This window comes from Pontibacter vulgaris (genome assembly GCF_022758145.1).
GTDB lineage: Bacteria > Bacteroidota > Bacteroidia > Cytophagales > Hymenobacteraceae > Pontibacter > Pontibacter vulgaris.
This window is the reverse complement of sequence record NZ_JAJVDH010000005.1, coordinates 381,327-407,419: the sequence shown is the minus strand read 5'-3', so window position 1 is coordinate 407,419 and position 26,093 is coordinate 381,327. Positions and strand designations below refer to the sequence as shown.

Below are 26,093 nucleotides of genomic sequence, written 5' to 3'. Positions count from 1 at the left end.
AAAAGGCATATACTCGGTTGCCGAAAGGCAACAGATGCAGAACGAATTAAGTTTTTTGGTTTAGTTTATGGTGTTAGCGCTGCGCCAGAGGTGGAGCAGCGCAAAAAGGCAGACTACTATGTAGCCTGCCTTTTTTATTTAGCCTTTGCAGTGTTGCTATACTTTAATCATACAAGTGGCAGATGGTATACAGCTTATCCGGATCAAGGATGGTGATGCTGCTGCCTTTTGTAGTAATAATATGCTCCTCTTTAAAATCCGAAAGCAGGCGAATGGTGGTTTCCTTGGCCGTACCAACTATAGATGCCAGGTCCTCGCGGGAGATAGAGATTGTAAACTGGTCTGCCACCTCAGTGTTGTTCTGGTAAGTTTTCTGCAACAGTAACAGGGCTTCGGCCAGTCGTTCGCGCACAGGTTTATAGGCCATTTGCACCACACGTTCCTCCGCCTCACCCAGTGCTTTAGAGAGCAGCTTCATAAGCCCGTTAGAGAAATCGATGTTATGTGAGATCAGCTCCATAAACTGCGACTTAGGTATAAAACACATCACGGCATCGTCCAGGGCAACTGCCGAGGCCGAAAAGTTGGAATCTGCCATCAGGGCGCGGTACCCGATCATGTCGCCGGGTTTTGCCAGCCTGATGATCTGCTCTTTGCCATCGCTGCCCATTTTGGCAACTTTTACCTTACCCGAATGGACACAGTATAAACCCGAAGGCTTTGTACCTTCATTAAAGATTACCTGCCCTTTTTTAAAAGTAAAACATGATTTTGAGGAAGAAACTTCCTCCAGCTCTGCACCTTTGCAGCAGCCTAACAAAGAGCTCTGCCTGCTGATACAGTTATTACAGTCTGGCGAAATAAATTTCATATGCTAAAGGCTAAAATATGTATAGTTATGTTACTTAATGCACTTAGGTACAAGGCACTGCCGGTGATTAAAATTTGCCCCGCTGCTGACATTCATCATTTCCTGAGGGCTGCTGTTCGCTAATTTTGTACTATCAGAACAAGGATAGTATAGCATCCGCGATCTTTAACCTTATAATAGCAGCTCAACTTATGTTAATCAAACAACTCATTGAAAGTCATCGGCTTCCGGCTATACAAAAAGTATATCAGCCGGAAGAGGAGCTGTTTTCGGCGGGCAATAAAGCAGATAAGCTTTTCTACCTGACCAATGGCAGCGTACGTATTGTTTCAGATAAACCTGCTGCAGCCGTACACCAGGTGCAACCGGATACATTACTCGGTTTGCCCGACCTGATGCACGAGAAGTATGGCTACACTGCCAGAGTACAGCACCCGTCGCAGCTTTATGTCATCAACAAACAAGATATCTTGAAATTGCTGCCCCAGGAGCCTGCTTTGCGCATGTACCTGCTGCAACTCCTCAGTAAAGTATCTGAAAGAAAAGCGCTTACATTTGAGTAGATTCTCAGCCCACCTGAATGTGCGCTACTTCTTTCAGTAGTATAGCCTGCTGCTATACTTAAATTGCTTTGCTAAATATCTGTTCTCCGGTGCTCTCTCTGTGCCTGAATTTGCGGTCGAAAACCATGCAAATATTGCGCACAAAAGGCATTCCGGCAGGCGTTACTAACAACCCGTTATCCGTTAGTTGGAGCAGGCCTTCTTCCTGCATTTGCTGTAGCTCAATCCTTGCATCAACATCTACCAGGTTCATCAGTTCATCGGTAAACTGCAGCTCGCCTTTGCAGGCAACATCCAGTATGGCTTCTTTAATTACTAGGTCTTCGTCTGTTAAAAAATGGCCTTTAAGTATTGATAAAGAACCGGTAGCTATACTTTCTTTATAAGTTTCTACTTTCTTCTCGTTCTGCAGGTAAGCATACTTGGCATCGCTGATAGACGAAACACCTAACCCGATCATCAGGTCTGTCTGGCAGATGGTATAGCCCATAAAGTTGCGGTGCAGTGTTTTGTTCTGCATGGCATGGTACAGGCTGTCGTGAGGCAACGCAAAGTGGTCCATGCCTACATCGCTGTAGCCAAGCTCTTTAAATCGCTCCAAGCCCAGCTCATACAAGGCACGTTTCTCAGCATTATCAGGAAGGTTCTTTTCGGTGTAACTGCGCTGGCCCGGTTTTACCCAGGGCACGTGCGCGTAACTATAAAAAGCAATGCGGTCGGGCATCAGCTCGGCCACTTTATCAATGGTGCTGCCCACGCTTTCCAGTGTCTGGAACGGCAGGCCGTAGATCAAATCAAAGTTCACAGAATCATACCCGATCTGGCGGGCTTCTTCGGTAACGCGTTTTACGTTCTCGTATGGCTGCAGGCGGTTTATGGCCAGTTGTACTTTTGTATCGAAATCCTGGATACCAAAGCTTACACGGCGAAAGCCCAGATCATACAAGGTTTGCATGTGCGCAAAGGTGGTATTGTTCGGGTGGCCTTCAAAGCTAAATTCCTGCTGCGGATGTATAATGGCTCCTTCGTAAAGGCCCTCGAGTAACTTGCGCAGGTTTTCAGGTTTAAAGAAAGTAGGTGTTCCGCCGCCCAGGTGCAGCTCCCGGATGATTGGTTTTTCCGGAAACTGGTTCAGGTATACCTGCCACTCAGCCAGCACAGAAGCAATATACCCTTCCTCTACCGAGTGGTTTTTGGTGATGCGGGTATTGCAGCCACAATAGGTACAAAGCACCTCGCAAAACGGTAAGTGAATGTATATACTTATCCCTTTTTCCTTGTTAGATTCTGCAAACGTACGCGTTACCACATCCAGCCACTTTTGCTCAGCGGGAGTTTCGTTATCCCAGAATGGCACGGTCGGGTAACTGGTGTAGCGTGGTGCCGGAACATTATACTTCTGAATCAATTGTTCTTTGTCTGGATACATGGTTTTGCGTCTCCTTTAACTATACTTTGGGTGCCGATTATTCAGCTTTTACCCGCTCACAGTGGCCAAGTATAGCTTATTTCTCTTCTGCAAAGTAACGGTGGCAATTCACGAATATGGATGATACACGACAGCTAAAAAAATGATCGTTGTCACTTTTTCGGACTTCCTGTTTAAAAGCTTTTGACTTGCCCTTATTAATTAAAGACTAAACATGCTGGTAGTTTAACTTTATACTTTCCTGGCATACTATTCACCCTTGCTTTCAGGTTGTTGCCTTAAAATATGATGAGACTATTTGCAATCATTAAATTATCATCGTAATTTTACGATGATAAAAATAACCAATGGGAATTACTAAAACAGAAGCATTTACAGAAGCAGACATTACGCTGGCAACCTATGCGAAGGCATTGGCACACCCGGCACGCGTGGCTATACTTCGCATATTGCTGGAACGCAACTCATGCATCTGCGGCGATATTGTGGACGAACTACCGCTGTCGCAGTCTACTGTGTCGCAGCACCTGAAAGAACTAAAAGAAGCAGGCCTGATAAAAGGCGATATTGATGGCAAGAAAGTATGTTATTGCATTGATGCAAAAGCATGGAAACATGCACAACAGTTAATGCTACAAATGTTTGCCAGTTATACTTCCTGCGACTCAGACTGTTGCTAAAAAAATTTGAAATAATTAATCGTAAAACACCGATAATATATAAACACAAGAACTATGAACAACGCAGAAGAATTAAAGAAAATAGTACGTGATAAGTATAGCGAGATAGCCAACCAGAGCAAAGGCCAGAACGAAGCATCGTGCTGCGGCGCTACCGGTTGCGGCACTGTAGACTATGCCATTTTCGCAGATAACTACACCGAGCTGGAAGGCTATAACCCGGATGCAGACCTTGGCCTGGGCTGTGGCGTACCAACCGAATTTGCCCAAATCAAGAAAGGCGACACCATTTTGGATTTAGGTTCTGGAGCCGGCAACGACTGTTTTGTTGCCCGTGCCCTTACCGGCGAAAGCGGCAAAGTAATTGGCGTGGATATGACCGAGGCCATGATCGCAAAAGCCCGCGACAATGCCGAAAAACTGAACTTTAACAACGTGGAGTTTCGCCAGGGCGAGATAGAAGATTTGCCACTTGCTGCCAACCGTGTGGATGTAGTGATCAGTAACTGCGTGCTTAACCTGGTGCCTGACAAGAAAAAAGCCTTTGCCGAAACATACCGTGTACTTAAGCCGGGCGGGCATTTCAGTATTTCGGATGTGGTTTTGAAGGGCGAATTACCGGCAGGGCTTGTTAACGCAGCCGAAATGTATGCCGGTTGTGTATCAGGGGCGATTCAGAAAGATGATTACCTTCAGATCGTTCGTGAGGCTGGTTTTACAAACGTAACGGTTCAGAAAGAGAAAGCCATTCAGGTGCCGGACGAGATCCTGCGTGATTACCTGGATGAAGCCGGTATCAAACAGTTCAGAGAAAGCAACACCGGTATTTTCAGCATTACCGTGTACGGCGATAAACCGGCTGAAGCTTCCTGCTGCACACCTGGCGCTGGTTGCTGCTAATATTTTCCCTGCAAGCGTATCATCCACCTGCCCCTTCAAATGGGAATTTATGGAGCACCTGTCATCCTGAAAGGAACTTGATAAAGGGAGATTAAGCCTTTGCTTTAAACCCACCCCTAGCCCCTCGGATTATACTTGAGAAAGAGTCCTACTTTGAAGGGAGCAGGTGGATGATTTACTTTTGCGGTTACAATTTCAAAACTCAACAGGCCAGTGGCCCAGCTATCGTTCGACACGAGCGAAGACGCTCGCGCCATATATTCTATAACACTCCACCTCTACCCATACATGGAACACTGTGCTCCTGCCCATAGCCGGAAAAAACTCGGATTTTTAGACCGCTACCTCACGCTTTGGATCTTCATGGCGATGCTGATTGGCGTGGCAATGGGTTATTTTATACCTGACAGCTCCGGCTATATCAATTCCCTTTCCAGCGGCACCACTAACATACCTATAGCTATCGGGTTGATTCTGATGATGTACCCGCCACTGGCTAAAGTAAATTACAGGTTGCTGCCTAAAGTTTTCGGGAATGTAAAAGTAATCGGGTTGTCGCTGGTAATGAACTGGGTTATCGGACCCTTACTCATGTTTATACTTGCCATTACTTTTTTACGCGACTACCCCGAATACATGACCGGACTTATACTTATTGGTCTGGCTCGCTGTATTGCCATGGTGCTGGTTTGGAATGACCTGGCCGACGGAAGTCGGGAATATGCAGCCGGGCTGGTAGCATTGAACAGCATTTTCCAGGTTTTTCTGTATAGTTTTTATGCCTGGTTGTTCATCACTATACTTCCGCCGGTGTTTGGGTTCGAAGGCGCCATTGTAGATATCTCTATTGCAACCATTGCCGAGAGTGTGGCTATTTATTTAGGTATTCCTTTTCTGGCGGGCGTGCTTAGCCGGGTTATTCTTGTGCCCCTGAAAGGACAGGAATGGTACCAGACCAAATTTATACCTGCTATCTCTCCTATTACACTTATTGCGCTGTTGTTTACTATTGTGGTCATGTTCAGTTTAAAAGGCGAACTGATCGTAAATATCCCGTTTGATGTGCTGCGCATTGCGGTGCCGCTGGTTATCTATTTTGCCATTATGTTCCTGGTAAGCTTTATAGTTGGCAGGGCTGCCGGAGCCAGCTACTCTGAGAATGCATCGGTGGCATTTACTGCAGCTGGCAACAATTTTGAACTGGCCATTGCAGTAGCTATCGCTGTATTTGGCCTAAACTCCGGAGAGGCATTTGCAGGCGTGGTTGGCCCGTTAGTGGAAGTACCCGCCCTAATAACCTTGGTAAATGTAGCTTTCTGGCTCCGCCGTAAATTATACAATAAAAAAGGTGCCCTATCTGCTCAGGAAGTATAATTTATACTATAGTAACGTATAGCAAAAACCACCATCTGATTCTTTTTCTATGAGCCAGACAGAATTATACTTACAGACATGGCAGGAAGCCCGTACCCGATTTACAGGCTTGCTGACCAATATCCGCGAAGAAGATCTTAAAAAGAAATCAGGTACTTCGCCAAACACCGCCGGTTTTCTGATACGCCATATAGGTGATGTAGAACTGCTCTTTGCGAAAAATGTGTTTGGCGGGTCTGATATAAAAGTTACGGCTAAAACAGTGATCTCGAAGTATGATACCGGCGAATGGGTTAACCTGGCAGAGCTACTGAGCTACCAGCAACAGGCAGCAAACACCTTAAGATCAATTCTGCAGCAGCAAAAAGACGAGGATTGGGAAACAAGTATAACCACAAAGGAATTCGGAGAAAAGACCAAAGCTGCTGCTATCGGCAGAATCATCTCGCATACAGCTTACCATGCCGGGCAGTTGGCGATGATCCTGAAATACGGCTCATAAATTAGAAGTATAAACTATCACCTTACCCCCATGCCTTTACTACCAGCCCTTACCAAAACAACTACAGAATTAACCCGCACCTTTGAAGAAATTCCTGCTGAACGGAAAGAAATTCTTAAGCAACTAGCTGCTTATATCCGGGAGAAGCGGGATGTCTCACAAAGTATAAACCTGGTATTTATTTGCACACACAACTCGCGCCGCAGCCACATGGCCCAACTCTGGGCACAAGCCGCAGCTACGTATTATAGTATAAAGGGCGTTCATACTTTTTCGGGAGGCACAGAAGCTACGGCATTTTACCCGGCCGCGGTAAAGGCTATACAGGAAATTGGTTTTGAGATCGAAAAAGGAGATGCTCAGGCAAATCCGAAGTATAAAGTAAAGTATAGCCCGCAAGAAGCCCCGGTTGAAGTATGGTCTAAAAGGTTTGACGATGCAGGAAATCCAACGTCTGGATTTTGCACAGTCATGACCTGCTCGGATGCGGATGAGAATTGCCCTTTTGTGCCAGGCGTGGAAAAACGCATTGCTATTACTTACGATGACCCTAAGGCATCAGACAATACACCCCAAAAGGCCAATAAGTATAAAGAACGTGCCCTGCAGATTGGCCGCGAGATGTTATATGCCTTTTCTGAAGTATAAAAAGAAGATAAATTTATACTTAGCTTATCGTAAGAAAGCCTTTACTTCCTTTTTTTGTATTCATGCTTTTTATAGCTTGCAGGATATTTCGTCGGATAGCTGCGTCTTTCTGGTTGCGGGTCCGTCATCAGGGTGTAAAAAGAACTAAAAACACCTGACGTATAAAACATAGAATCAATGTACATTTACGCCACTCCAAGCCAGGGAAAACAATGGCACCAGGCAGAATGCCCTGTAAACAGCAAAACCTGCGACACTAACTTACCTGCAAACTGCGCCGGCCAGCACGAAGCTAAAGCACCCCAGAAAGGCCTGGCAACAGCTTCCATTCTCCTGCTTATACTTTCCCTGTTCACCGGTTTTGCAGCCCAGGCCCAGACCAGCCAGGAAACAAGCGTGGTTTACAAAAGCATATCGCCGGCTACAAACCATTATAAAACCATAGGCGCAACAGATGCTGCAGCAAAAGGTGGTAACAAGGAAGGTGTAGTTTTTCCGACAAAAGATTTCCGCAGAGGGGTTTATCTGAAATTGCGTAACGTTTATCTGGATGTACCTATAGAAAGCTTCAAAATAAAGCCCTACCCTGCCAATAGCTCCGCCCAAACCAGAGCCGAGCTTGATTTTCTGCTGGAGCTGCAGCAGAAACGCACAGCCAAGGATATTGCCCGCACTGATACGATGGCCAACATGTATCATGACCCCTTTATCATAAACCTGACCGACCCTGACTACCGCCGCAACGTGAAAAGTCTGTTCTACGTGGGTCGCAACCTGGGGCCATGGTTTACCCCGGAGAAGTTGCCCATAACCAGCTATGTACTGCAAAACGTGATTCAGGATGCTACCTATTACCTCTATACTTTAAAAGTAAAGTATAACCGCGCCCGGCCATACCAACTAGAGCCTGCCTTGAAAAACCTGGAAGCTCCCGGCCATGCCTCTTATCCCAGCGACCACTCATCTTTTTCGCACGTGCATGCCTACCTGCTCAGTTATATTTTCCCGGAGTATAAAACGCAGTTTATGGGCAATGCCTACGACATGGCTTTCTCTCGCGAAATCAGGGGCGTGAATTACCCAAGCGACTCAGAGGCTGGAAAAGAATTTGCGCAGCAGTTTATAGAGCAGCTCATGAAAAGTAAAAAGTTTCAAGCAGACTTAGAAGCCATGAAAACGGAGCTTGCCCGGGTAAAGAGTCAGAATACATAATCGCCTCAGAATTAAACTTTATGAAACTAAAAATATAAAACCCATGGGTTATTGTTACTGTAGCGGTAACCCATGGGTTTTATATTTCAGCACGCTTACCAAGCCTTTGTTTATACTTCACATTGCCCATAAATTTGAGATGTTGGGTATTGGTGAATTTGGCCGTTTGTTTGGTGCGATAGAGCTCCCCAACCTTGTTCTCTATCTGTACCCCAAAATAATAGGTCTGGGCTTTGTGTTGTTGTGCAGCTATTTCGGAGGCGCCATTGCTATGGGATAGTCATGCATTGCAGTACCTGTACCAACCTATTACCGTACTCACTTTTCTGTTTGCGACCACTTATCTGCGGCAACCAAAATTTTTCTGTAAATCTGGGTGCCGTAAAGAAAACTTGCTGTACTATTGTGGCATGGGAAAAATAAAATTATACGAAGATGGAGCCGTGGCTTAATTACGCTTTAATTGCCATGCTTACGGGCGGTGTGGCCATGGTATTTGCGAAGATGGGAATGGGCAATGCCAACGAGCACGTGGCGCTGGTAATACGCACTGGTGTTTTGTTTACAATGGTTGTGGCCAACGCCTGGTATGCCGGCAGCCTGAAAATGGTAAGGGCCATAGATAGTAAAACCCTGCTGTGGTTTGTATTGGCGGGTGCCTGCACCGCCGTGTACTGGATCTTATACTTTAAAGCTATTAAAACAGCCGATGTAAGTATAGTGGCAACTATAGACAGGGCCGGCATTGTGGTTACCATCCTTCTCTCCTATTTCCTGCTGAAAGAACCACTAACCCCCAGGCTTTTGATTGGCATGGCAACTATACTTACCGGTACTCTCATCCTGATCTGGAAATAAAACGATGATTGAAATTACACCAATGCTTCCGGAGCATGCGGAGGCTGTGCTGAATATTTACGAAGAGGGCCTCCAAACCGGGCAATCCACTTTTAATACCGAAGTACCAACCTGGCAGGATTGGGATAAAGGGCATCTTGCGCACTCCCGTCTTGTAGCCATCGAAAACGGAAAGGTATTGGGTTGGGTAGCGCTTTCGCCGGTTTCGGCCAGGCATTGCTACCGTGGTGTGGCTGAGTTCAGTATTTACATCGGCGCGCAGGCGCGCGGAAAAGGTATTGGAAATTTACTCATGCAGGCGCTGATACAGAAGAGCGAGGCCAACGGCATCTGGACACTCCACTCCTCTACTTTTCCGGAGAACACGGCAAGTATAAACCTGCAAAAAAAGTATGGTTTCCGGGAAATTGGCTACCGCGAAAAAATAGCAGAGCTGCACGGCGTATGGCGCGACACCATACTTTTAGAAAGGCGAAGCACTGTTACCGGTGTTCCTAACAATGCAATGCTTACTGATACTGTCAGCAAACTATGAAAACTACCCTGCAAGACCTGGAGCCACAACTACTCTGGCAATATTTTCAGGTGATAAGCGCAGTACCCCGGGCATCAAACAAAGAGGCACAGGTAACTAAGTTTATTCAGGATTTTGGAACTCAGCTTGGCCTGGAAACGGAACTTGACAAAGCCAGTAATCTTATTATCCGGAAGCCGGCCAGCCCGGGCATGGAGAACTGCCAAACTGTTGCCCTGCAAAGCCACTTGGATATGGTACACCAGAAAAACGCCGGTACCAATTTCGATTTCGATACGCAGGGAATAGAAATGTATGTGGAGAACAATTGGGTTAAAGCTAACGGAACTACGCTAGGCGCTGACAATGGCATTGGCGTAGCTGCCATCATGGCTATACTTGCTTCGAAAGAGCTGCCACACCCTCCGCTGGAAGCTCTCTTTACCGTGAATGAGGAAAATGGCATGTCTGGCGCTAAGGGCCTGGAGCCCGGCAAACTACAAGCAAGTATACTTTTAAACCTGGATAGTGAAGATATTAATACACTAACTATTGGCAGCGCAGGCAGGGTAGCTATTTACATAACAGGCAAGTATAATCCGGAACAAATTCCTTCTTCCGGCTTCAAAACATATCAACTTAAACTGGAAAACCTTACCGGCGGGCACTCCGGACTGGATATACATCTGGGGCGCGGCAACGCAATCATACTTCTGAATCAATTCCTTTCAGAGGCAACAAAGCAGTTCGGCGTTCGCATGGCAAGTATAACAGGTGGCGGTTTGCTGAATGCCATACCCAGAGCGGCATCGGCGGTTGTATTTATCCCTACAAATGAAACGGAAGCTTTCCGGCACTTTGTGCATCAACAAGCAAGTACATGGGCAATTACGTTTAAAGCTACTGATCCTAATCTTACATTCACGGTTACTCCGTGTAATAAGGAAAGCAAGGTGCTGCCGGCAGATATTCAGCAAAAGCTTTTGCAAAGTATAAACATCATCCTCAACGGCGTTTATAGCGTAACTCCTGAAATGGAAACCCTTGTACAGACCTCCAATAACCTGGCAAGTATAAAAGTTGAGGGTAGCGTTTATGAGGTAAATTATTTCGCACGGAGCTCCCACGATCAGGAAAAAATGGAGCTTGCAAATAGTATAAGACAAACATTTGAAGCTGCAGGGGCAGAAGTTATACTTGATGGCCCAAACCCAGGCTGGGCTCCGAGCCCCGACTCAGCTATACTTTCCCTGATGCAGAGTGTTTACCGGCAGGTGTTTCATAAGCCCGCTCAGGTAGTGGCCATACATGCGGGTTTGGAGTGCGGTATAATAGGGGCCAAATATCCCGGCATGGAAATGGTTTCCTTTGGCCCGACCATACTTAATGCCCACTCCCCCGACGAAAAAGTAGCCATAAGTACAGTAGAAATGTTCTGGAAACTACTTTGTAAAACACTGGAGCAGATACCGCTTAAAACCTTATAGCCTGGATTACCCAACAGGCACAGATTTGTGCTTACCTCATAAATTTTATACTTAAGCAAAGGCTTGGCTGCAGATAATGCAGCTTATGTTATATGTTTATAAAAAACGCAGCCGGTAAGTATAAAAAACTATAGCATTTTAAAGTATAACCGTTATTTTTAGGAACCTAAACAGCTTCCTTCCCAAAGGTGGAGGAAGTATAAACTAATCTATTCATCTTAAAAATGAAATCAACAAGTACACGATTTCTTAAACTGGTTTTGTTCGGAGCCGCTGCCGTTATCTCTATAGAGGCATCTGCTCAGTATGGTACAAAATCAACCAAGAAAACAGCCTTTATTAACAAGGCAAACATGGACCTGAGCGTAAAGCCAGGCGATGATTTTTATACTTACGCTAACGGTGCGTGGCTGAGAACCAATCCGGTTCCGGCAAAAGAAACACGTTGGGGTAGCTTTAACCAGCTGCGCGATTTCAACATCAACGCGGTTAAAACCATACTTAACGAGTCGGCAAACAACAAAAATGCTGCTGCCGGTTCTGTTGAAAAGCGTGTTGGCGATTTCTACGCTTCTGCCATGGATAGCGCTGCTATCGAGAAGTTAGGTTACACGCCTATCAAAGCTGACTTAGCTAGAGTTGGTTCTGTAAAGGATGTAAACGCCATTCTTAACGAAGTAGCAACTCTAAGAACGACAGGTACAGGTTCTCCGATGTTCGGCTTCTATGTAGGCCAGGACCGCAAGAACGTGAACAACATGGTGCCCCAGCTTAGCCAGGGTGGTACTACCCTGCCTGACCGCGATTATTATCTGAAAGATGATGCCCGCAGCACCAAAATTCAGCAGGCTTATAAAACGTACATCACAACACTATTTACTTTAACAGGTGTACCAGAGGCTACAGCTAAGAAAAACGCTGAGACCATCTTTAACCTAGAGAAGAAACTAGCAGCTGCACAAATGAGCCGCGTAGAAATGCGCGACCCATATAAAACATACAACAAATTCTCTGTTGCCGATTTCAGCAAAACCACTCCAAATATGGACTGGAAATCGTTGATGGCGAAGATGAAGGTTACCGGCCAGGATACTATTCTGGTAAGTGCACCTAAATTCTTTACAGAGCTGAACGGCCTGCTTACAAGCACCCCAGTTGCTGACTGGCAGACATACCTGCAGTGGAACGTACTTAAATCTGCTGCTCCTTACCTGAGCTCTGATTTCGTGAACGCTAACTTTGCTTACTCTCAGGTACTAAGCGGCCAGAAAGTACAAACTCCGCGCTGGCAGCGTATGTCGTCTTTAACAGACGGCACAATCGGCGAGTTGCTTGGCCAGCTTTATGTAGCGAAGCATTTTAAGCCAGAGGCAAAAGCCCGTATGGATGAAATGATCGCTAACCTGATTAAGGCTTACGAGATCCGTATCAAAGGCCTTGACTGGATGAGCGCTGAAACGAAAGAAAAAGCACTTGCTAAACTTCACGCATTCAGACCAAAAGTTGGTTACCCGAACAAATGGGAAACTTACCAGGGTCTGGCCATCAGCCGTAACGCCTTCTTCGAAAACGTGCGCAACTCTGGCGAGTGGGGCTACAACAAAATGGTGAGCCAGCTGGGCAAACCAGTAGACCGCGAGCGTTGGGGCATGACACCTCCTACTGTAAACGCATACTACAGCCCTGTAATGAACGAGATCGTGTTCCCGGCAGGTATCCTGCAGTTCCCGTTCTTCGACCCGAATGCTGACGATGCTGTTAACTACGGTGGTATTGGTGCGGTAATCGGCCACGAGATCTCTCACGGTTTCGATGATTCTGGTAGCCAGTACGACAAAGATGGTACCCTGCGCAACTGGTGGACTGCTGAAGACTTAGCTAAGTTTAAAGAAAAAGCAAAAGCACTACAGGAGCAGTACGATGCTTATACTGTACTTGACACCATTCATGTAAACGGTAAACTTACACTTGGCGAGAACATTGGTGACTTAGGTGGCTTGAACGCTGCTTACGAGGCCTTTAAAATGACCAAGCAAGGCAAGTCTAAGAAGAAGATCGACGGTTTTACACCTGATCAGCGTTTCTTCCTGTCATGGGCCCAGGTTTGGAGAGGTAACACATTGCCTGAAACTACTGCCCAGCTTATCGTAACAGATCCGCACTCTCCGGGCGAGTACCGTACAATTGGTGCCCCTGTAAACATGGATGCCTGGTACAAAGCCTTTAACGTGAAGCCTGGCGACAAGCTTTACAAGAAGCCGGAAGATCGTAACAAGATCTGGTAAGTATAAATTTATACTTTAGCTGAACAGCATTTTAAAAATTGACTCAGCTAAACTTTTAAAGCCGCCTGAACTATAGTTTGGGTGGCTTTATTTTTAAAATCTCAATGCGCCTTTATTCTATATTGATCTGTTGTAAAAACTGCTGCATGCGCTCATAATGTGATCCTTTCCAGTAAACTTTGTTACAGCAGGTGCACTGGTAAAATTCTGAAAAGTAAAGTTTGGTTTTAGGCGGTAATTGCTCCTGCACAGTCTCTTTTTCTACCTGCCGGATAAGGCCATTACAGACCAGGCATCTTTTAAATGGCTGCACTGCTTTCTGCAAACCATAGCGCTTAATAACTTCTGTTAACTGCTCGTTGCCATGCTGCGAGCGCAGCCAGTAACCTTGTTGAATTGCTTTATGCTTTAACAAACCTACATCGCGGGTAAGTACGATGCGGTTATCAGCCCGGGCAATCTGCGCTATTACTTTATCATCATAGCTGGTTTCGTAAAGAGTATCAAACCCAGCCATCCGTAACAACTTTGCCAGCTTACCCAAATGCACATCCAGAATAAACTTTACCGGATCCAGTAGCTCAGCATCAGTGGGAATTTTTCCAGGAGAAGTTGTAGCACAAACAGCAGGAAACACCTCTACCTCCACACCGGTTTGCAACGGATGCATAAAGCCGGCAGCAGCGCCGTTTATCAGAATATTGCCTATTTCCGGGTGCGGAACACCGATAGCTTCCATGGCATCTTTAACTGCGGGCGCTCCATCAAAATTATAGGCAAGCCATTCGTTCTTCCTTAATTTTGGTAAAAAATCATTCAGCCTTCCATGAAAAAAGAATTTGGCTGCATGTGGCATAACTATGGCTGTTAGGGTGATAAACGAAAGTGTACGTCTGCTGCCAATATACTTTTTGGCTTGCTATGCAGGAGCACTATCCAATGCCTTGATCTCGGATTGATACGCTTTTGGTAAAATCAAGGATTTGAGCAGCCAATCCAGGTTAAGAAAACGAAAGATTTTATACACCCCAAGCACCGGCTTCAGCAACGACATATTGCCATAACCCAGTAAAGATTTTACCCGCTCTGGTACCACAAGTTCCTGGGCCTGCAGCAAAAGCCAATATCGTATACTTCCCAGGTGCTTTTTGTATTGTTTAAAAAGATCGTCGGTTAGGGGGCTTTTTTCGAGGTTCTGGTTTAGATGCTGGGTGCGCTCTTTTTGCCAGTCTTGCAGCGTAAGCGGTAAATCTTTAATGCCCATGCGGCTGCCAACACACCGGAACACTTCAAATACTTCTCTTTTTTCGTCGAAGGTAAGTTTGCGCTCCAACAACTCATAAGACCGAATGGAATAATCGATCAGCATATAAAGTACATCACGGTAAGCCCAGTCGGGTATAGTTGTGCCGCGGCTGGCCTCCACGCCTGCATGTATAACAGCCATACTATCAATAGCGCGATGCGCCTTCTCTTTGCTCGAAAACACAATACGGCGCGCATACCCTACCGTAGAGAATAACCTCCCTAACGGATCAGATGGCAGCCTGCCTGTAAAGTATAGCCAGTCTACGGCCTTGTTCAGCGCAAACTCAGCTGAAGCACCTGCAAATATGAAAAGTATCGTATCGCCTTTGCCCCAGATTTCGCGCACGACCGAGCCTTTATCTACAAAAAATTCCATACTTGTTTAACATGCAAAGCAGTAAAAACATGCCCTCATTCAGCACATTCCGGTAAATAAAGTATAAAATTTGATTACTTATTCTGGGAAGGCCTGGCTTGTCTGTTGGGTACTTCGGCCAGGCGTTCAGGCGAAACCACATAAGCATAGTATACTTTCTCAGGTTTCTCTTTGCTATACCTGTACATGCCTAATACTTTCGTTATGCGCCACGCATCGGGTACTAATTCCTGTGCTAAGGGGGATGGTGAAAACAAAGTAACTGGCTTGTTTCCGGGCATCTGCAATTTGCCTTGAAGCACACGCACTGTATCAACAGGCTGGCCCGCCTGCCATATGCCTTGCGGCGTCATTCCATCTACAGCATAAAAACGCAGCCCCTGCACTTCGTTTACTTTTCGTACCTCCCGAAGGCTCTGGTAATTTGTGGCAGGATATCGGACAGCACTGTAAAGCCTGTAACCAACAGAAGCTATTACAACCTGCAACAACAGTATAGCTAAAAATTGCAGGTATAATTTATACTTCCGAAAACCCTGAAGTATAGCATACCCAGCTGCGAAAGAAAAAACAGTTATACTTAATAGCAGCGATCCTGTTAAATGCCCTATAGTATAAGTATAATAGGCAGCCAGCACAGGCACAAGGAAAGTAACTATAACTACCAGTACCGTGTTTACCAGCGCCAGGCAATAATCCGGTTTGCTAAAGTTTCTACCAGAAAAGCAGTAAATAAGGTATCGCATTAAATGCCCTGCCAGTAATGCCAGCGGTACCATAGCCGGTAACAGGTAGCGTTCTTTTTTTTCGGGAATAACAGAAAGCAACAGCAAGGCAAGAACAGCCCACCATAGCAAAAACTTATAGTTACCATACTTTCCTATCCTGCGGCTTGCATAAGGCACCACCAAAGCTGGGATCACAAAGAGAGCCCAGCCCCCGGCCTGCCCTGCAAATCCCCAGTAATACCAAAACGGTTTATTATGCCGGTTCAGCCACGCATCGCTTTCCCCTGAAACAGTACCTGCAAAATGCCCCGGCTCGGCCAGGTAAACATAAAGCGGCCAGCTCAGGCTTACAGCTGTAAAAACTGCCAGCGCTAGTAATAGACCCTTCCGGTGTGCCTTAAGCTCCTGCCAGCCTATACCGTACCCATAAGCTAAAAAAAAAGGCAGCAGTAACCCATAAAATGCTACAGGCCCTTTACTTAGAAATGAAAATCCGAGGAGTAAACCTGCCAGAACGAAAACACCAAAGCGCCCTTTTTTTCCTTTCCATCCTTTTACCAGTAACCAGATGGCGCCAACCATAAAGCTGTGGCAATAAATATCCCAGCTGGCCTGCCTGCCAACCTGAAACATTGAGAACGATGTAGCCAGAACAGCAGCAACCAGAAAAGGAGCCAGTTTATCGGTGGTTAAATTCCTCGACAGGAAATACAGAAACATTACCATGAGCGTGGCCATACATGCAGCAGGAAAACGAAGGGCAAACAGATTCTCTACATCGCCAGCCATGATTCCTGCCAGAGCCGTGATCCAGGTGGGTAGCGGTGGTTTAGCCAGCCGAAGCTGCCCATTCATGGTAGGTAAAAGCCAGTTCCCGTTCTCCACCATTTCACGGGCAGTAATAAAATTGCGCGCCTCCATTATACTAGGATCGGCAAGCGGCAGGTTCGTGAAAAAGATCAGAATACAAAGTAGCAGCAAAAGCCCAAGTTGGTTGGCTGGCTGTAATAACCATGTTGGTAAATCTCCCTTGGCCTGTTCTTGTAATAACATATTTACCTGGTTCAGATATTCTAATCAGCTCAACCTCTACAGTATATGTATTTTCAGAATTCTTACGGATGAACCAAACTATAGTATAACTATTTCAATTTATAATATGTTAAAATAATGCACACTATAGTGATTATACTTTCACTTTACTTTTTATACTTCGTTAAAGGAAGAATACCAACACTTGGGTTTATGCAAGTACCAAAAGGAAAAATAGTAGCTATTGGCGGCCACGAAGACAAAGGCTCTGTACCCATGCCGGCAGATGAAAACCTGCGGGCCAGCATCCGGTTTTTCGAGCATGGAATCCTGAAACGCATACATGACGAACTTTACGGCCTGGGCACGCGCATTGAAGTGATTACGACTGCTTCGCATATACCTGAAGAAATGGGCAAAGCCTATGTAGATGCTTTTTTGCTGTTGGGCTGTGAAAATGTAGGCGTAATGCATATTCAAAATGCCACAGATGCCAACCGCCACGAGAACCTGAAAAGGCTGCAGGAAGCAAATGCAGTTATGTTTACAGGCGGAGACCAAAAGCGTATTGCTGATGCTTTTATGGGATCGGAAGCGTTAACCCTGCTTAAAAACCGTTACCTGTACGAAGAAAAATTTCTGGTATCTGGTACCAGTGCCGGAGCGATGGCCCTGTCTGCTATAATGATAGAGGGAGCAAAAGAGCTGAACCCCTTGGTAAAAGGCACAGTGCGAATAGGCGAAGGTATGGGCCTGATACAGCAGATCATCATTGATACCCATTTCGTAAACCGCCGCCGCATACCACGCCTAACAGAAGCAATTGCTGCCAATCCTACCCACATCGGTATCGGGTTAGGCGAAGACACCGGTATCCTGATCACGCAGGGTAATATTATTGAAACGATAGGCTCGGCGCTGGTCATTATTATTGATGGCCGTAAACTTACCCTAAACAACTATGAAGAAATTGCCCCGGATGAAGCAATTTGCCTCGAAAACCTGATCATGCATGTGCTGCCCCGCGGCAAAGCGTACCTCCTCAATAAAGGCAAATTCCTTACTACTGAACTTGAACCCACAACCTCATGAATTTTTAATAGACTCCCGTATGTGGCTAAAGTTTGCCACTACCAAAATAGTAAGCCCCCAGGCTAATAGCATCTCCGCTGAAGTGAGCAACTGTGCTGTAGTACTGCTTGGCGTAATATCGCCATAACCAGCCGTAGAAAAGGTAGCCACACTGAAGTAGAAAAAGGTTATTAAACGCGACACAAACATGCCCTGCTGGCTTATTCCGGCAAAAGAGCTGCTATCAATTTCATACAGGCATATATAATCTATGGCATAGGAAATAATGAAGAGCAGTGTATTCAGAGCGATGAATTTAAAAATTTCGAGGTAATGGAATTCACTGTTTGCCGTTTCCTTTACCCGATTGAACAGCTGCTTAAAGTATAAGTATGATTTAAAGGTACTGTAAAGGAAAAGTACGGCTTCAACTACACCTGCATTGCTAACCTCCAGCCTTGCAGCCAGGAAAATAAGTATACCAAACACTACTATAAGTAAAAACTTATAGGCTGTTTTTACATGAAATAACTGCTTGCGGGGTAGCGGGGTCATCGGGCAGGATTGCAGGTATAGATTTGTCAGGATAATAAACGGCTGCTTCTGTTTCTTGTTCTAATTCTTGCAGTTCATCTACCCTTCAAATCCGCTTTAATAAAAAGTATAAAAAGAGCGCCGGTAAACCTGTACGGCGCTCTTTTTATACTTAAAATTTATACTTCCACCCTACATAGCTTTTAAATTGATGGAATTTTTGGCCAGGTCGTTTAATTTTGTGTCAGCCATTTTTTCTTCGTCCAGGGTTTCGCGAAGCAATTGGGCTGCCTCAAGGTGGCCAAGGCGTTCGGCGTAATGGGCGGCCGTGCCGTAAGCCGAAATTTCGTAATGTTCAATTTTCTGAGCTGCGGCAATTAAGCCGGCATCTTTGGCTTCCGGCGAAGCATCTTCTGCCAACAAATCCTGGCTTAGTTTCACCATACCTTCAATAGGCGAGGCAATTAATTCGGCATCCATTTCAATGTTCATCATCCCGAATATTTTCCTTAGCCGCTCGCGCTGTACTTTTGTTTCTTCCAGGTGGTTCTCCAGCTCCATTTTTAGTAACTCGTCGTTAGCACGCTCGGCCATTCCGGGCATTACTTCTATCAGGTGATCTTCTACCAGGCATAATTCCATCAATTCGTGCTTTAGCAGGTCTTCTAAATTCTTCAGCTCAGCCATTATTCCCCCCTTTTTATAAATATCTGAATTATGCTTTCATAAACACACAGTAAGCATACACTTGAATAACGGCTATAACAAACAGATGTTAAGCTACTTACCACATAAATAACAGCACTATTTTTAAGGACATCAGTAAGTATAAATCAGCCTGTGAATACCTCAAAGTGCTATCGTTACTTACCTCCATTGCTCGTTAACTCATACTTTTATACTTTCCTTTAAATGGAATGAGCACAGATAAAATACAGAGAATTTCTAATTTTATCATTTTTATTCAATATTTTAAGCTTTTAATTAAAAACGGACATTAAACATAACCAGTAATAATACAATAGCTGCCAAAGTGCGGCTCAATATGTCGTTAGGGTGGGTTTGCTCCTCTTATACAGCAGGAAACAGGAACTGGTATGCCTGTTTTCTCAATTAAACTGCCAATAAAGCTTAGGTAAGAATGAGAGGATTTACTGCAGATATTACTGACATTGAGGAAGGCGTAATTGTGCACCTGGCCGGGGAACTGGATGCAGGGTCTTCGGTTGTGGCCGACACAGCGATCGAAGAATCTATTGCCGCCGGCGTAAAAAAACTGCTCATCGATTGTACCGAACTCAGCTACATTTCATCAGCCGGACTAGGCGTTTTGCTGGCAGCTTACCAGGCCTGCAGGCAGGCAAATATCACCTTTATCCTGTATGCGCTCAACGCTAAAATCCAGAACGTTTTCGAAATTGTAGGCCTCCACAATGTTATGACCATTACAGATACCAAAGAGCAGGCTCTTGCTAAAACCGTAGATTAAATGCAATTCTATATTTCAGTTTAAAGAATAAGCCAGGGCATTCCATACTTACGTTACCTGGCTCTTCCATAATAAGTGTTGTTAGCCCTTGAAAAACCAAAGTATCGCTTATATTTGATGTTCTAACCCTAACCAGATTTTATGAGATCAATATCAACCCTGCTTTGCTTAGGGGGCTTGTTTATTGCCCAGACTGCCTTTGCACAGGCGCCGGAGGTAAGCCGTAAAGTGGCGAAAGCTATGAAAAAAGTTGAGCCCGCAGCAATAAAAGAACACATCAGCTACCTCGCCGACGACAAGCTGAAGGGCCGCATGCCTGGCACCGAAGGCTACCAGATGGCTGTGGATTATGTAATTGCAAAGTATAAAAAGGCAGGCGTTCAGCCGGGTGGCGAAAACGGCAGTTATCTGCAAACGGTTCGCATCCGGAAGGCTTATACAGGCAATGATGCCTCTCTGGTTGCTACCAGCAAGAATGGCCCGATGGCACTCGAGCACGGAAAGGATTTCGCTATTTACCCAAGCGCCGAAGAGCAGCAGGTTAGCGTAGAGGCTCCGCTTGTATTTGCCGGCTACGGTATTACAGCACCTGATCTTAACTATGATGATTATGCCTCGATTGATGCCAAAGGCAAGATCGTGGTTATACTTCGTGGCACACCTGCCAGCTTCCCCGGCACGGTTGCTGCCTATAGTATGGATATGCATACTATACTTAAAAATGCAGCCAGCCATGGTGCAGTAGGCGTTATTGTGGGTACTACCAATCCCAAAGCCGGTGTTCCGAACCTGCAGAAAGGCGTGAACAGCATTATGGGCGCTGATGGAAAGGTGGCAGTATCCAGAAATTTTGTAACCGATCAGATCCGTTTACTCGCCAATGTGAATGCAGAAACCACACTTGCCTTCTTTAAAACAGCCGGGCTCGATGCCGAAAAAACTGCAGCTTCTTTAAAGGCCGGGGTTCCTGCTTCGGCGACACTGCCTGTTTCTGTTAAAGCGAGCTATACTTCATCATATAAGAACATCGAAAGTTATAACGTGGTGGGTAAGATAGAAGGCTCGGATGCAAAGCTAAAGGATGAATACGTAGTGCACAGTGCACACCTCGACCACGTTGGCATTGGTACACCAGTAAACGGCGATTCTATTTATAACGGCGCGCACGACAACGCTTCGGGCGTGGCCAGTATACTTGAAATTGCCAACATCTATTCAAAGGTTAAAGCAAAGCCAAAAAGATCGGTGCTGCTGGTGATGGTTACTGCCGAAGAAATGGGCTTACTGGGCTCAGCATACTTTGCGAAGTACCCGACTGTACCAAAGGAGAAAATTGTAGCCGATATCAACACCGATATGCCAACTATAATTGCGCCTTTGCTGGCTGTAGTGCCCTTGGGAGCAAACCATTCTTCGTTAGAGCAGGTAGTGGCCGGTGCCAGCCGTTACTTTAATTTAGATGTAGAATCTGACCCGGAACCGGAGCAAAACCGCTTTATCCGTAGCGACCAGTATAGCTTTGTGGTACAAGGCATTCCGGCGCTGCACATTAAGTATGGCAATAAAACCGCTGATGGCAAAAACAACCTGAGCGAATATGTACAGAAGTGGCGCGAGGTACATTACCACAAACCGCAGGACGAACTGAACGACACTTTTGATTTTGAAGCAGGCAAGAAATATGTGCAGCTTAATTTCCTGATCGGTTACCAGATCGCCCAGAATCCGGAAAGGCCAACCTGGAAACAAGGTGACTTTTTCGGTTCTCGATTCGGTCAGCCAGCAACCATGCAGCAAAGCTCAGCTAAGTAAGTTACTTTAAGCAAGTATACAGCAAGTATAAAAAGGCCGGAGGCAGCAGCTTCCGGCCTTTTTATGCAGCAGTTGTGGCAACACAAAGTATAAACCATCACCAACCGCTGTTGCCAGAATCCGTTAAAAAGCACCTGACTTTAAAACCATGACACAACGCGAAGTAACCGATAACGAAAATACCACCTGGACCTGCGTGCAGGCTTATGGCGGATTAAGCGACGACACTGCCGAGAAAGCAGCCGAACTTACAGATGACGATAACGGAAAAGTAACTGTAGTTTGCACACCTAGCGGCGGCGCCCAGACCGTACGTCTTGAACTCGATAGCAACTGGCAGCAAAAAGCCTCCGATGAGGAACTGGTGCAGGCCATAACGGCAGCGGCAAAATAAGCTTAACCTATAGTTTGCCGAGCGGCAAACTTAACATTAAAAAAACAGCCACTGCTATACTTTAGCAGTGGCTGTTTTTTATTTTATAGTATGGCCTGCACATTTTCAATAGGCCTGCCAATAACGGCTTTATCGCCTTTTACAACTATCGGCCTTTCTATCAGTACCGGGTTCGCCGCCATTATATTGATCCATTCATCATCCGAATATTCTTTGCCTTCAAACTGCTCTTTGTAAAGCTTCTCCCCCTTCCGGATAACTTCCTGAGGCTTCAGATTGAGCTTGGCAAGTATAACTTTCAGTTCGTCGGCGGTAGGTGGCTGTTTCAGGTATTCCACTACCTGCACTTGCTCACCAGTTTGCTGCAACAGGTCGAGCGTTTGGCGGCTCTTGCTGCACATTTTATTATGGTATATCGTTAGCATACTTTCTAATTTTTGATTCTGAAGCTAATGTATAAAAAGCCGGCAAATAATGCAGCAGACAGTATAGTACCAACATCGGATAAGCCTTAAAAATAACAGAGATGAACGAGATAATCCGATTTTTGAGAGCTTGAAATGCCACTTACCAATCTGAGGGCCTGATATCGGTAGCACCTTTCATGAGTCTGCAATCATCCGGATAGACCAGGTGCCCGAAACTGAAATAGATATCCGACCTGTTGATCACGATTTCTTTCATACTGGCAGCAGAGGCATCGAAAAAGCCAATTACACGCTCATTTTCATCGTTTATATTAAACAGATTTCCTTTTATTTCAGCAGGAGGCGGATCAAATACAGTACCTGTGCTGCCACTTTGCTGCTCCATCACCCTGAAAAATTCATAGGCCTCCTCGGATATCGTGTGTTGGTATACTTTCAGCTTATACCTTATGTGCATATAGCGATCAAACGGCACAAAAAACACCTTCTGGTTTATCACTTTTTTGCCGTTGGTCAGCCTGTCGGTTACTACTGCAAATTTATCTACGCGCTCGCTGATCCAGCAATGCGAACAGCAAGGTTTCGGAGCCGGCCTGGGGCAGCCTCTGCACCGCATTTCAATAAAATCCTGAGGTTGGGTAAGCACCTGGTACTGCGAAAAGAAAGACCAGCGGTAAAAGTTATTTTCGCCGGCGGGGTCTGTATAATCAACTTTCATCTGGTAGCCGGGTAGTTGTTCCTTATACTTTCTGCCTTCTACAATTACGCTCTCGCGCCCAAATTCAACATACAACGAGTCTATAGCTACTGGCTGCTTTATAGTTACAGCTCTGGACTGGTATTGCCTCTCATTAACAGTAACATGCAAAGTATACGTATGGCCTACCAAACCTACTGCATCGCTTATAGGGTAATAATAACCGTTTCCGCCACTATACGCATACTCAAACTGCTCGCCCTCCTGGCTGGTTATCACAATAATGGCTTTCTCCTCAAATTTATTATAAGGGTAACTAAATGGCTGTGCATACATTAGCCGTACGTAGCTAGTGCCTGGCAAATTGGTTAATTTCGCCTCAACTACCAGGTGCTCCGATTGATCTTCAGGCTTAAAGTCAATCGGGTCGATGCACGCGGCCAGCACCAGCATAAGAAGCAGAAACGGTAATAATTTCATCGCCTTCAGAATTTAATGTTATAGTTGACGGAAGGAATAGGTATACCAATTATAGCCAGCTTATATGCCCCCGGAGGACTGCCGTAATAATGCCTGAATAAAGTGGAATAAGCATTTTTGCGGGCGTACAGGTTGTAAACAGATATACTTCCGCTTGATTCTGTTAATTTCTTTTTCCTGAAGTCGTGGTTAAACGAAATGTCCAGGCGGTGGTAATCGGGCATGCGTTCCTGGTTGCGGCCGTAATAGTTCGAAAAAGTAAAGCCGTAGTACCTGAACCAGGAATCTGCGGCTGTAATTGGCCTGCCGGTAGTATAGTTAAAATTGGCAGACAAGGTCCAGGAAGGTGTTAGCTGATAATCGGTGAAAATGTTCAGGTTAACCGGCTTATCATAATTGGATGGATATTTATCGCCGTGGTTTATGGTTTCTTCTTCTGAGTTACCTTTAATGGTGCGGTACGACCTGGAGTAAGTAAAGCTGAGCCATCCGGTAAGGCGGCCTGTATTTTTCTTCACAAGCCATTCGGCCCCGTAAGCCTTGCCATTGCCATAAAGCAAATCTGCTTCCAGCGACTTATTTAAAAGTATAACCGCACCATCTTTATAATCTACCTGGTTCCGGAGCATTTTATAGTATAGCTCCAGGCTAAACTCATATCTGTTATCCGGCAGAAGGTGGAAGTAACCAAGTGCCACCTGGTCGGCTACCTGAGGCTTGATATAAGCATCAGAAAGTTTCCAGACATCTACCGGTGTTATGGCTGCCGTATTGGTTATTAATTGAATATATTGCCTTGTGCGGCTATACCCCGCTTTTAAAGAGCTATTGGCACCGAGTGAATACTTTAACGAGGCTCTGGGCTCAAGCCCTTGGTAGGTTTGTACTGTTTTGCCATCGGCGTAAGTAACCGTATCTATAATAGAAGTTTCGCGTTTGGGTATGCCTGCTTCGTAAATATAAACATCGTTTGGTCCTTTTTTAACATAATGCGTGTATCGTAAGCCCACCGCCAACGACAGCTTATCGCTGATGGTTATTTCATCATTAAGGTAGCCGTAATACTCTGACCCTTTGTCGCGTTGCAGGGTTAAAGGGTTTAAGCTGGATGTGCCATAAGGACGCAGCTTTCCAGGCTGAATGTTATAGTTTGCCACACCTCCGCCAAAATCTATAGTATGGCCCTTTATGCCAAAATAACCTAACTCGGCTTTAAGCTGTGAAAAATCTATTCCTGAACTTAGGTTAAACTCCTCGCCGGTTGCAATACCTTCTATGTTATTGTCGTAGATACTTTTGGCAACCGAAAGCGAGCCGCTCATTCTGGCGCTGAAAATATGGTCCCACCTCAGGCTGCCTAGCTTGTTTGACCAACTGTAAGTTGTATCATAAGGAAATTTAAAGCCATCTGCGCTATAGTAAGTAGAAAGCGACAGACTATTATTTTTATTCAGATTATAGTTGATTTTTACATTTCCATCATAAAAATGGGCGGAGCTTTTCTTTATATTTTCACTATCAAAGAGCTGCATCAGGTATTTAGGGTACGCGCCGCGGGCTGATACTATAATGGTAGTTTTGGCACCTATTGGCCCCTCCAGCCCTATTCTTGCCGACACCGGAGAAATGCCAGCGAAGTACTGCATTTTTTCTCCATTGCCTTCGCGTAGCCTTACATCAAGTATGGATGATATCCGACTTCCATACTTTGCTGAAATGCCACTTCGGTGTAAAGTATAACTCTTTAGTACATCGGGGTTGTAAACAGAAAAAAAGCCGAACAAATGAGATGAATTAAAAACTGGTACATCATCCAGCAAAATAAGATTCTGGTCTGCACTGCCACCTCTTACATAAAAACCTGCTGTTCCTTCCCCTGCATTTACAACGCCCGGCAAACTGGAAACCGAACGGATTACATCTACTTCACCGAGTAAAGCAGGCATTTTAGTAAGCAGCTTAACATCCATAAACGTACTCCCCATGTTTACAGCATTAACATCCATGGTCTGATTGGCTGTAATCTCGACCTGTTTCAGGCTTAGGTTCCGGGGTTTTAAAGTAATTGCCAGATGGGTATTCTCATTCAGTCGCAATTCTTTAGTATACCGTTCCATACTCAGGTACTGGCATTCCAACTGGTACCTGCCCGCTTGCAGCTTAATGCTAAAATGGCCCTTCTCATCCGTAATTACAGTTTTATTGCCAGGCTTAATTACAAGATAGGCCCCTGCCATTGGCTCCCCGGCAGCATTATTTACTACCCCTGCTAACTGATACCTATCAGATTGCAGCCTATTAGCCATACCAAAAGGCATTGCCAGCAAGACAAAAAAAACCAATAGCAGTGCCTTTTGCATCACTAACACTCATCAAAGTTTAAACAAGAAAGGATAATTATTAAAACTTATTTACGATAAA

The 26,093-nt window shown here is 45.3% G+C and carries 26 protein-coding genes; 16 read left to right on the top strand and 10 right to left on the bottom strand.

The features are described from left to right. Positions 1–163: 163 nt before the first annotated feature. A complete protein-coding gene (locus LWP20_RS14155) occupies positions 164–871 on the bottom strand; it encodes a Crp/Fnr family transcriptional regulator (RefSeq protein WP_242928810.1) in 708 nt (235 codons plus the stop codon). 191 nt (positions 872–1,062) lie between these two features. Between LWP20_RS14155 and LWP20_RS14150 the strand changes: the two genes are divergently transcribed. Next, complete coding sequence (locus LWP20_RS14150) at positions 1,063–1,434, top strand: cyclic nucleotide-binding domain-containing protein (protein ID WP_242928809.1); 372 nt, start codon at positions 1,063–1,065, stop codon at positions 1,432–1,434. A gap of 58 nt (positions 1,435–1,492) precedes the next feature. Here the strand turns inward: LWP20_RS14150 and hemN are convergent, their stop codons facing one another. Continuing rightward, positions 1,493–2,863 (bottom strand): oxygen-independent coproporphyrinogen III oxidase, encoded by a 1,371-nt coding sequence (gene hemN, locus LWP20_RS14145; RefSeq protein ID WP_242928808.1) that lies wholly within the window; start codon positions 2,861–2,863, stop codon positions 1,493–1,495. Between the two features lie 347 nt (positions 2,864–3,210). Here hemN and LWP20_RS14140 point away from each other — a divergent pair, with 347 nt between their 5' ends. The 11 genes from LWP20_RS14140 to LWP20_RS14090 all read left to right on the top strand — a co-directional run bounded on the left by LWP20_RS14140 (position 3,211) and on the right by LWP20_RS14090 (position 13,323). After that, positions 3,211–3,543: an ArsR/SmtB family transcription factor gene (locus tag LWP20_RS14140; protein WP_242928807.1), complete on the top strand. Its 333-nt coding sequence runs from the start codon at positions 3,211–3,213 to the stop codon at positions 3,541–3,543. 54 nt (positions 3,544–3,597) lie between these two features. Beyond that, positions 3,598–4,443 (top strand): arsenite methyltransferase, encoded by an 846-nt coding sequence (locus LWP20_RS14135; protein ID WP_242928806.1) that lies wholly within the window; start codon positions 3,598–3,600, stop codon positions 4,441–4,443. A 288-nt stretch (positions 4,444–4,731) separates the two neighbouring features. Further along, positions 4,732–5,817 (top strand): ACR3 family arsenite efflux transporter, encoded by a 1,086-nt coding sequence (gene arsB / locus LWP20_RS14130; protein WP_242928805.1) that lies wholly within the window; start codon positions 4,732–4,734, stop codon positions 5,815–5,817. Between the two features lie 49 nt (positions 5,818–5,866). Continuing rightward, positions 5,867–6,319, top strand: a complete 453-nt coding sequence (locus LWP20_RS14125; protein WP_242928804.1) for a DinB family protein — start codon at positions 5,867–5,869, stop codon at positions 6,317–6,319. A gap of 30 nt (positions 6,320–6,349) precedes the next feature. Beyond that, positions 6,350–6,967 (top strand): low molecular weight phosphatase family protein, encoded by a 618-nt coding sequence (locus LWP20_RS14120; RefSeq protein ID WP_242928803.1) that lies wholly within the window; start codon positions 6,350–6,352, stop codon positions 6,965–6,967. A 177-nt stretch (positions 6,968–7,144) separates the two neighbouring features. Next, the gene (locus tag LWP20_RS14115) at positions 7,145–8,179 is read left to right on the top strand and encodes a phosphatase PAP2 family protein (protein ID WP_242928802.1); all 1,035 of its coding nucleotides are present in this window, start codon (positions 7,145–7,147) and stop codon (positions 8,177–8,179) included. A gap of 43 nt (positions 8,180–8,222) precedes the next feature. Beyond that, positions 8,223–8,459: a hypothetical protein gene (locus LWP20_RS14110; protein ID WP_242928801.1), complete on the top strand. Its 237-nt coding sequence runs from the start codon at positions 8,223–8,225 to the stop codon at positions 8,457–8,459. 155 nt (positions 8,460–8,614) lie between these two features. Continuing rightward, positions 8,615–9,037 (top strand): EamA family transporter, encoded by a 423-nt coding sequence (locus LWP20_RS14105; protein WP_242928800.1) that lies wholly within the window; start codon positions 8,615–8,617, stop codon positions 9,035–9,037. A 4-nt stretch (positions 9,038–9,041) separates the two neighbouring features. Beyond that, positions 9,042–9,572, top strand: a complete 531-nt coding sequence (locus LWP20_RS14100) for a GNAT family N-acetyltransferase (protein WP_242928799.1) — start codon at positions 9,042–9,044, stop codon at positions 9,570–9,572. Then, entirely contained in the window at positions 9,569–11,038 is a 1,470-nt protein-coding gene (locus LWP20_RS14095) for an aminoacyl-histidine dipeptidase (protein WP_242928798.1), read from the top strand. The genes LWP20_RS14100 and LWP20_RS14095 overlap by 4 nt, the downstream gene beginning before the upstream one ends. 353 nt (positions 11,039–11,391) lie before the next feature. Next, positions 11,392–13,323, top strand: coding sequence for a M13 family metallopeptidase (locus LWP20_RS14090; protein WP_242928877.1), 1,932 nt, complete (start codon positions 11,392–11,394; stop codon positions 13,321–13,323). Positions 13,324–13,435: 112 nt separating this feature from the next. Here LWP20_RS14090 and LWP20_RS14085 read toward each other — a convergent pair whose 3' ends face one another. From LWP20_RS14085 to LWP20_RS14075, 3 genes are all read right to left on the bottom strand, one after another. Beyond that, positions 13,436–14,179, bottom strand: a complete 744-nt coding sequence (locus tag LWP20_RS14085; RefSeq protein WP_242928797.1) for a Mut7-C RNAse domain-containing protein — start codon at positions 14,177–14,179, stop codon at positions 13,436–13,438. A 63-nt stretch (positions 14,180–14,242) separates the two neighbouring features. Next, positions 14,243–15,007, bottom strand: coding sequence for an oxygenase MpaB family protein (locus LWP20_RS14080; protein WP_242928796.1), 765 nt, complete (start codon positions 15,005–15,007; stop codon positions 14,243–14,245). A 74-nt stretch (positions 15,008–15,081) separates the two neighbouring features. Next, positions 15,082–16,788 carry an ArnT family glycosyltransferase gene (locus LWP20_RS14075; protein ID WP_242928795.1) on the bottom strand — a complete coding sequence of 569 codons (1,707 nt, stop codon included), beginning with the start codon at positions 16,786–16,788 and terminating at the stop codon, positions 15,082–15,084. Between the two features lie 117 nt (positions 16,789–16,905). Between LWP20_RS14075 and LWP20_RS14070 the strand changes: the two genes are divergently transcribed. Next, entirely contained in the window at positions 16,906–17,859 is a 954-nt protein-coding gene (locus LWP20_RS14070) for a cyanophycinase (RefSeq protein ID WP_242928794.1), read from the top strand. On the opposite strand, the gene LWP20_RS14065 is transcribed toward LWP20_RS14070, so the two are convergent. Further along, positions 17,854–18,393 (bottom strand): ion channel, encoded by a 540-nt coding sequence (locus LWP20_RS14065; RefSeq protein WP_242928793.1) that lies wholly within the window; start codon positions 18,391–18,393, stop codon positions 17,854–17,856. The two genes, LWP20_RS14070 and LWP20_RS14065, sit on opposite strands and share 6 nt — an antisense overlap. A gap of 171 nt (positions 18,394–18,564) precedes the next feature. Further along, positions 18,565–19,059 (bottom strand): YciE/YciF ferroxidase family protein, encoded by a 495-nt coding sequence (locus tag LWP20_RS14060; RefSeq protein ID WP_242928792.1) that lies wholly within the window; start codon positions 19,057–19,059, stop codon positions 18,565–18,567. Between the two features lie 454 nt (positions 19,060–19,513). Between LWP20_RS14060 and LWP20_RS14055 the strand changes: the two genes are divergently transcribed. The 3 genes from LWP20_RS14055 (at position 19,514) to LWP20_RS14045 (ending at position 22,067) form a co-directional block, all read left to right on the top strand. Next, positions 19,514–19,861, top strand: a complete 348-nt coding sequence (locus LWP20_RS14055; protein WP_242928791.1) for an STAS domain-containing protein — start codon at positions 19,514–19,516, stop codon at positions 19,859–19,861. A gap of 141 nt (positions 19,862–20,002) precedes the next feature. After that, positions 20,003–21,673 (top strand): M28 family peptidase, encoded by a 1,671-nt coding sequence (locus tag LWP20_RS14050; protein WP_242928790.1) that lies wholly within the window; start codon positions 20,003–20,005, stop codon positions 21,671–21,673. Between the two features lie 148 nt (positions 21,674–21,821). After that, positions 21,822–22,067 carry a hypothetical protein gene (locus LWP20_RS14045; protein ID WP_242928789.1) on the top strand — a complete coding sequence of 82 codons (246 nt, stop codon included), beginning with the start codon at positions 21,822–21,824 and terminating at the stop codon, positions 22,065–22,067. Between the two features lie 83 nt (positions 22,068–22,150). On the opposite strand, the gene arsC is transcribed toward LWP20_RS14045, so the two are convergent. From arsC to LWP20_RS14030, 3 genes are all read right to left on the bottom strand, one after another. Next, on the bottom strand, positions 22,151–22,492 hold the full coding sequence (arsC, locus tag LWP20_RS14040; protein WP_242928788.1) for an arsenate reductase (glutaredoxin): 342 nt from the start codon (positions 22,490–22,492) through the stop codon (positions 22,151–22,153). 142 nt (positions 22,493–22,634) lie between these two features. Beyond that, entirely contained in the window at positions 22,635–23,672 is a 1,038-nt protein-coding gene (locus LWP20_RS14035; protein ID WP_242928787.1) for a DUF4249 domain-containing protein, read from the bottom strand. A 5-nt stretch (positions 23,673–23,677) separates the two neighbouring features. Then, on the bottom strand, positions 23,678–25,978 hold the full coding sequence (locus LWP20_RS14030) for a TonB-dependent receptor (protein WP_242928786.1): 2,301 nt from the start codon (positions 25,976–25,978) through the stop codon (positions 23,678–23,680). Positions 25,979–26,093 lie beyond the last annotated feature (115 nt).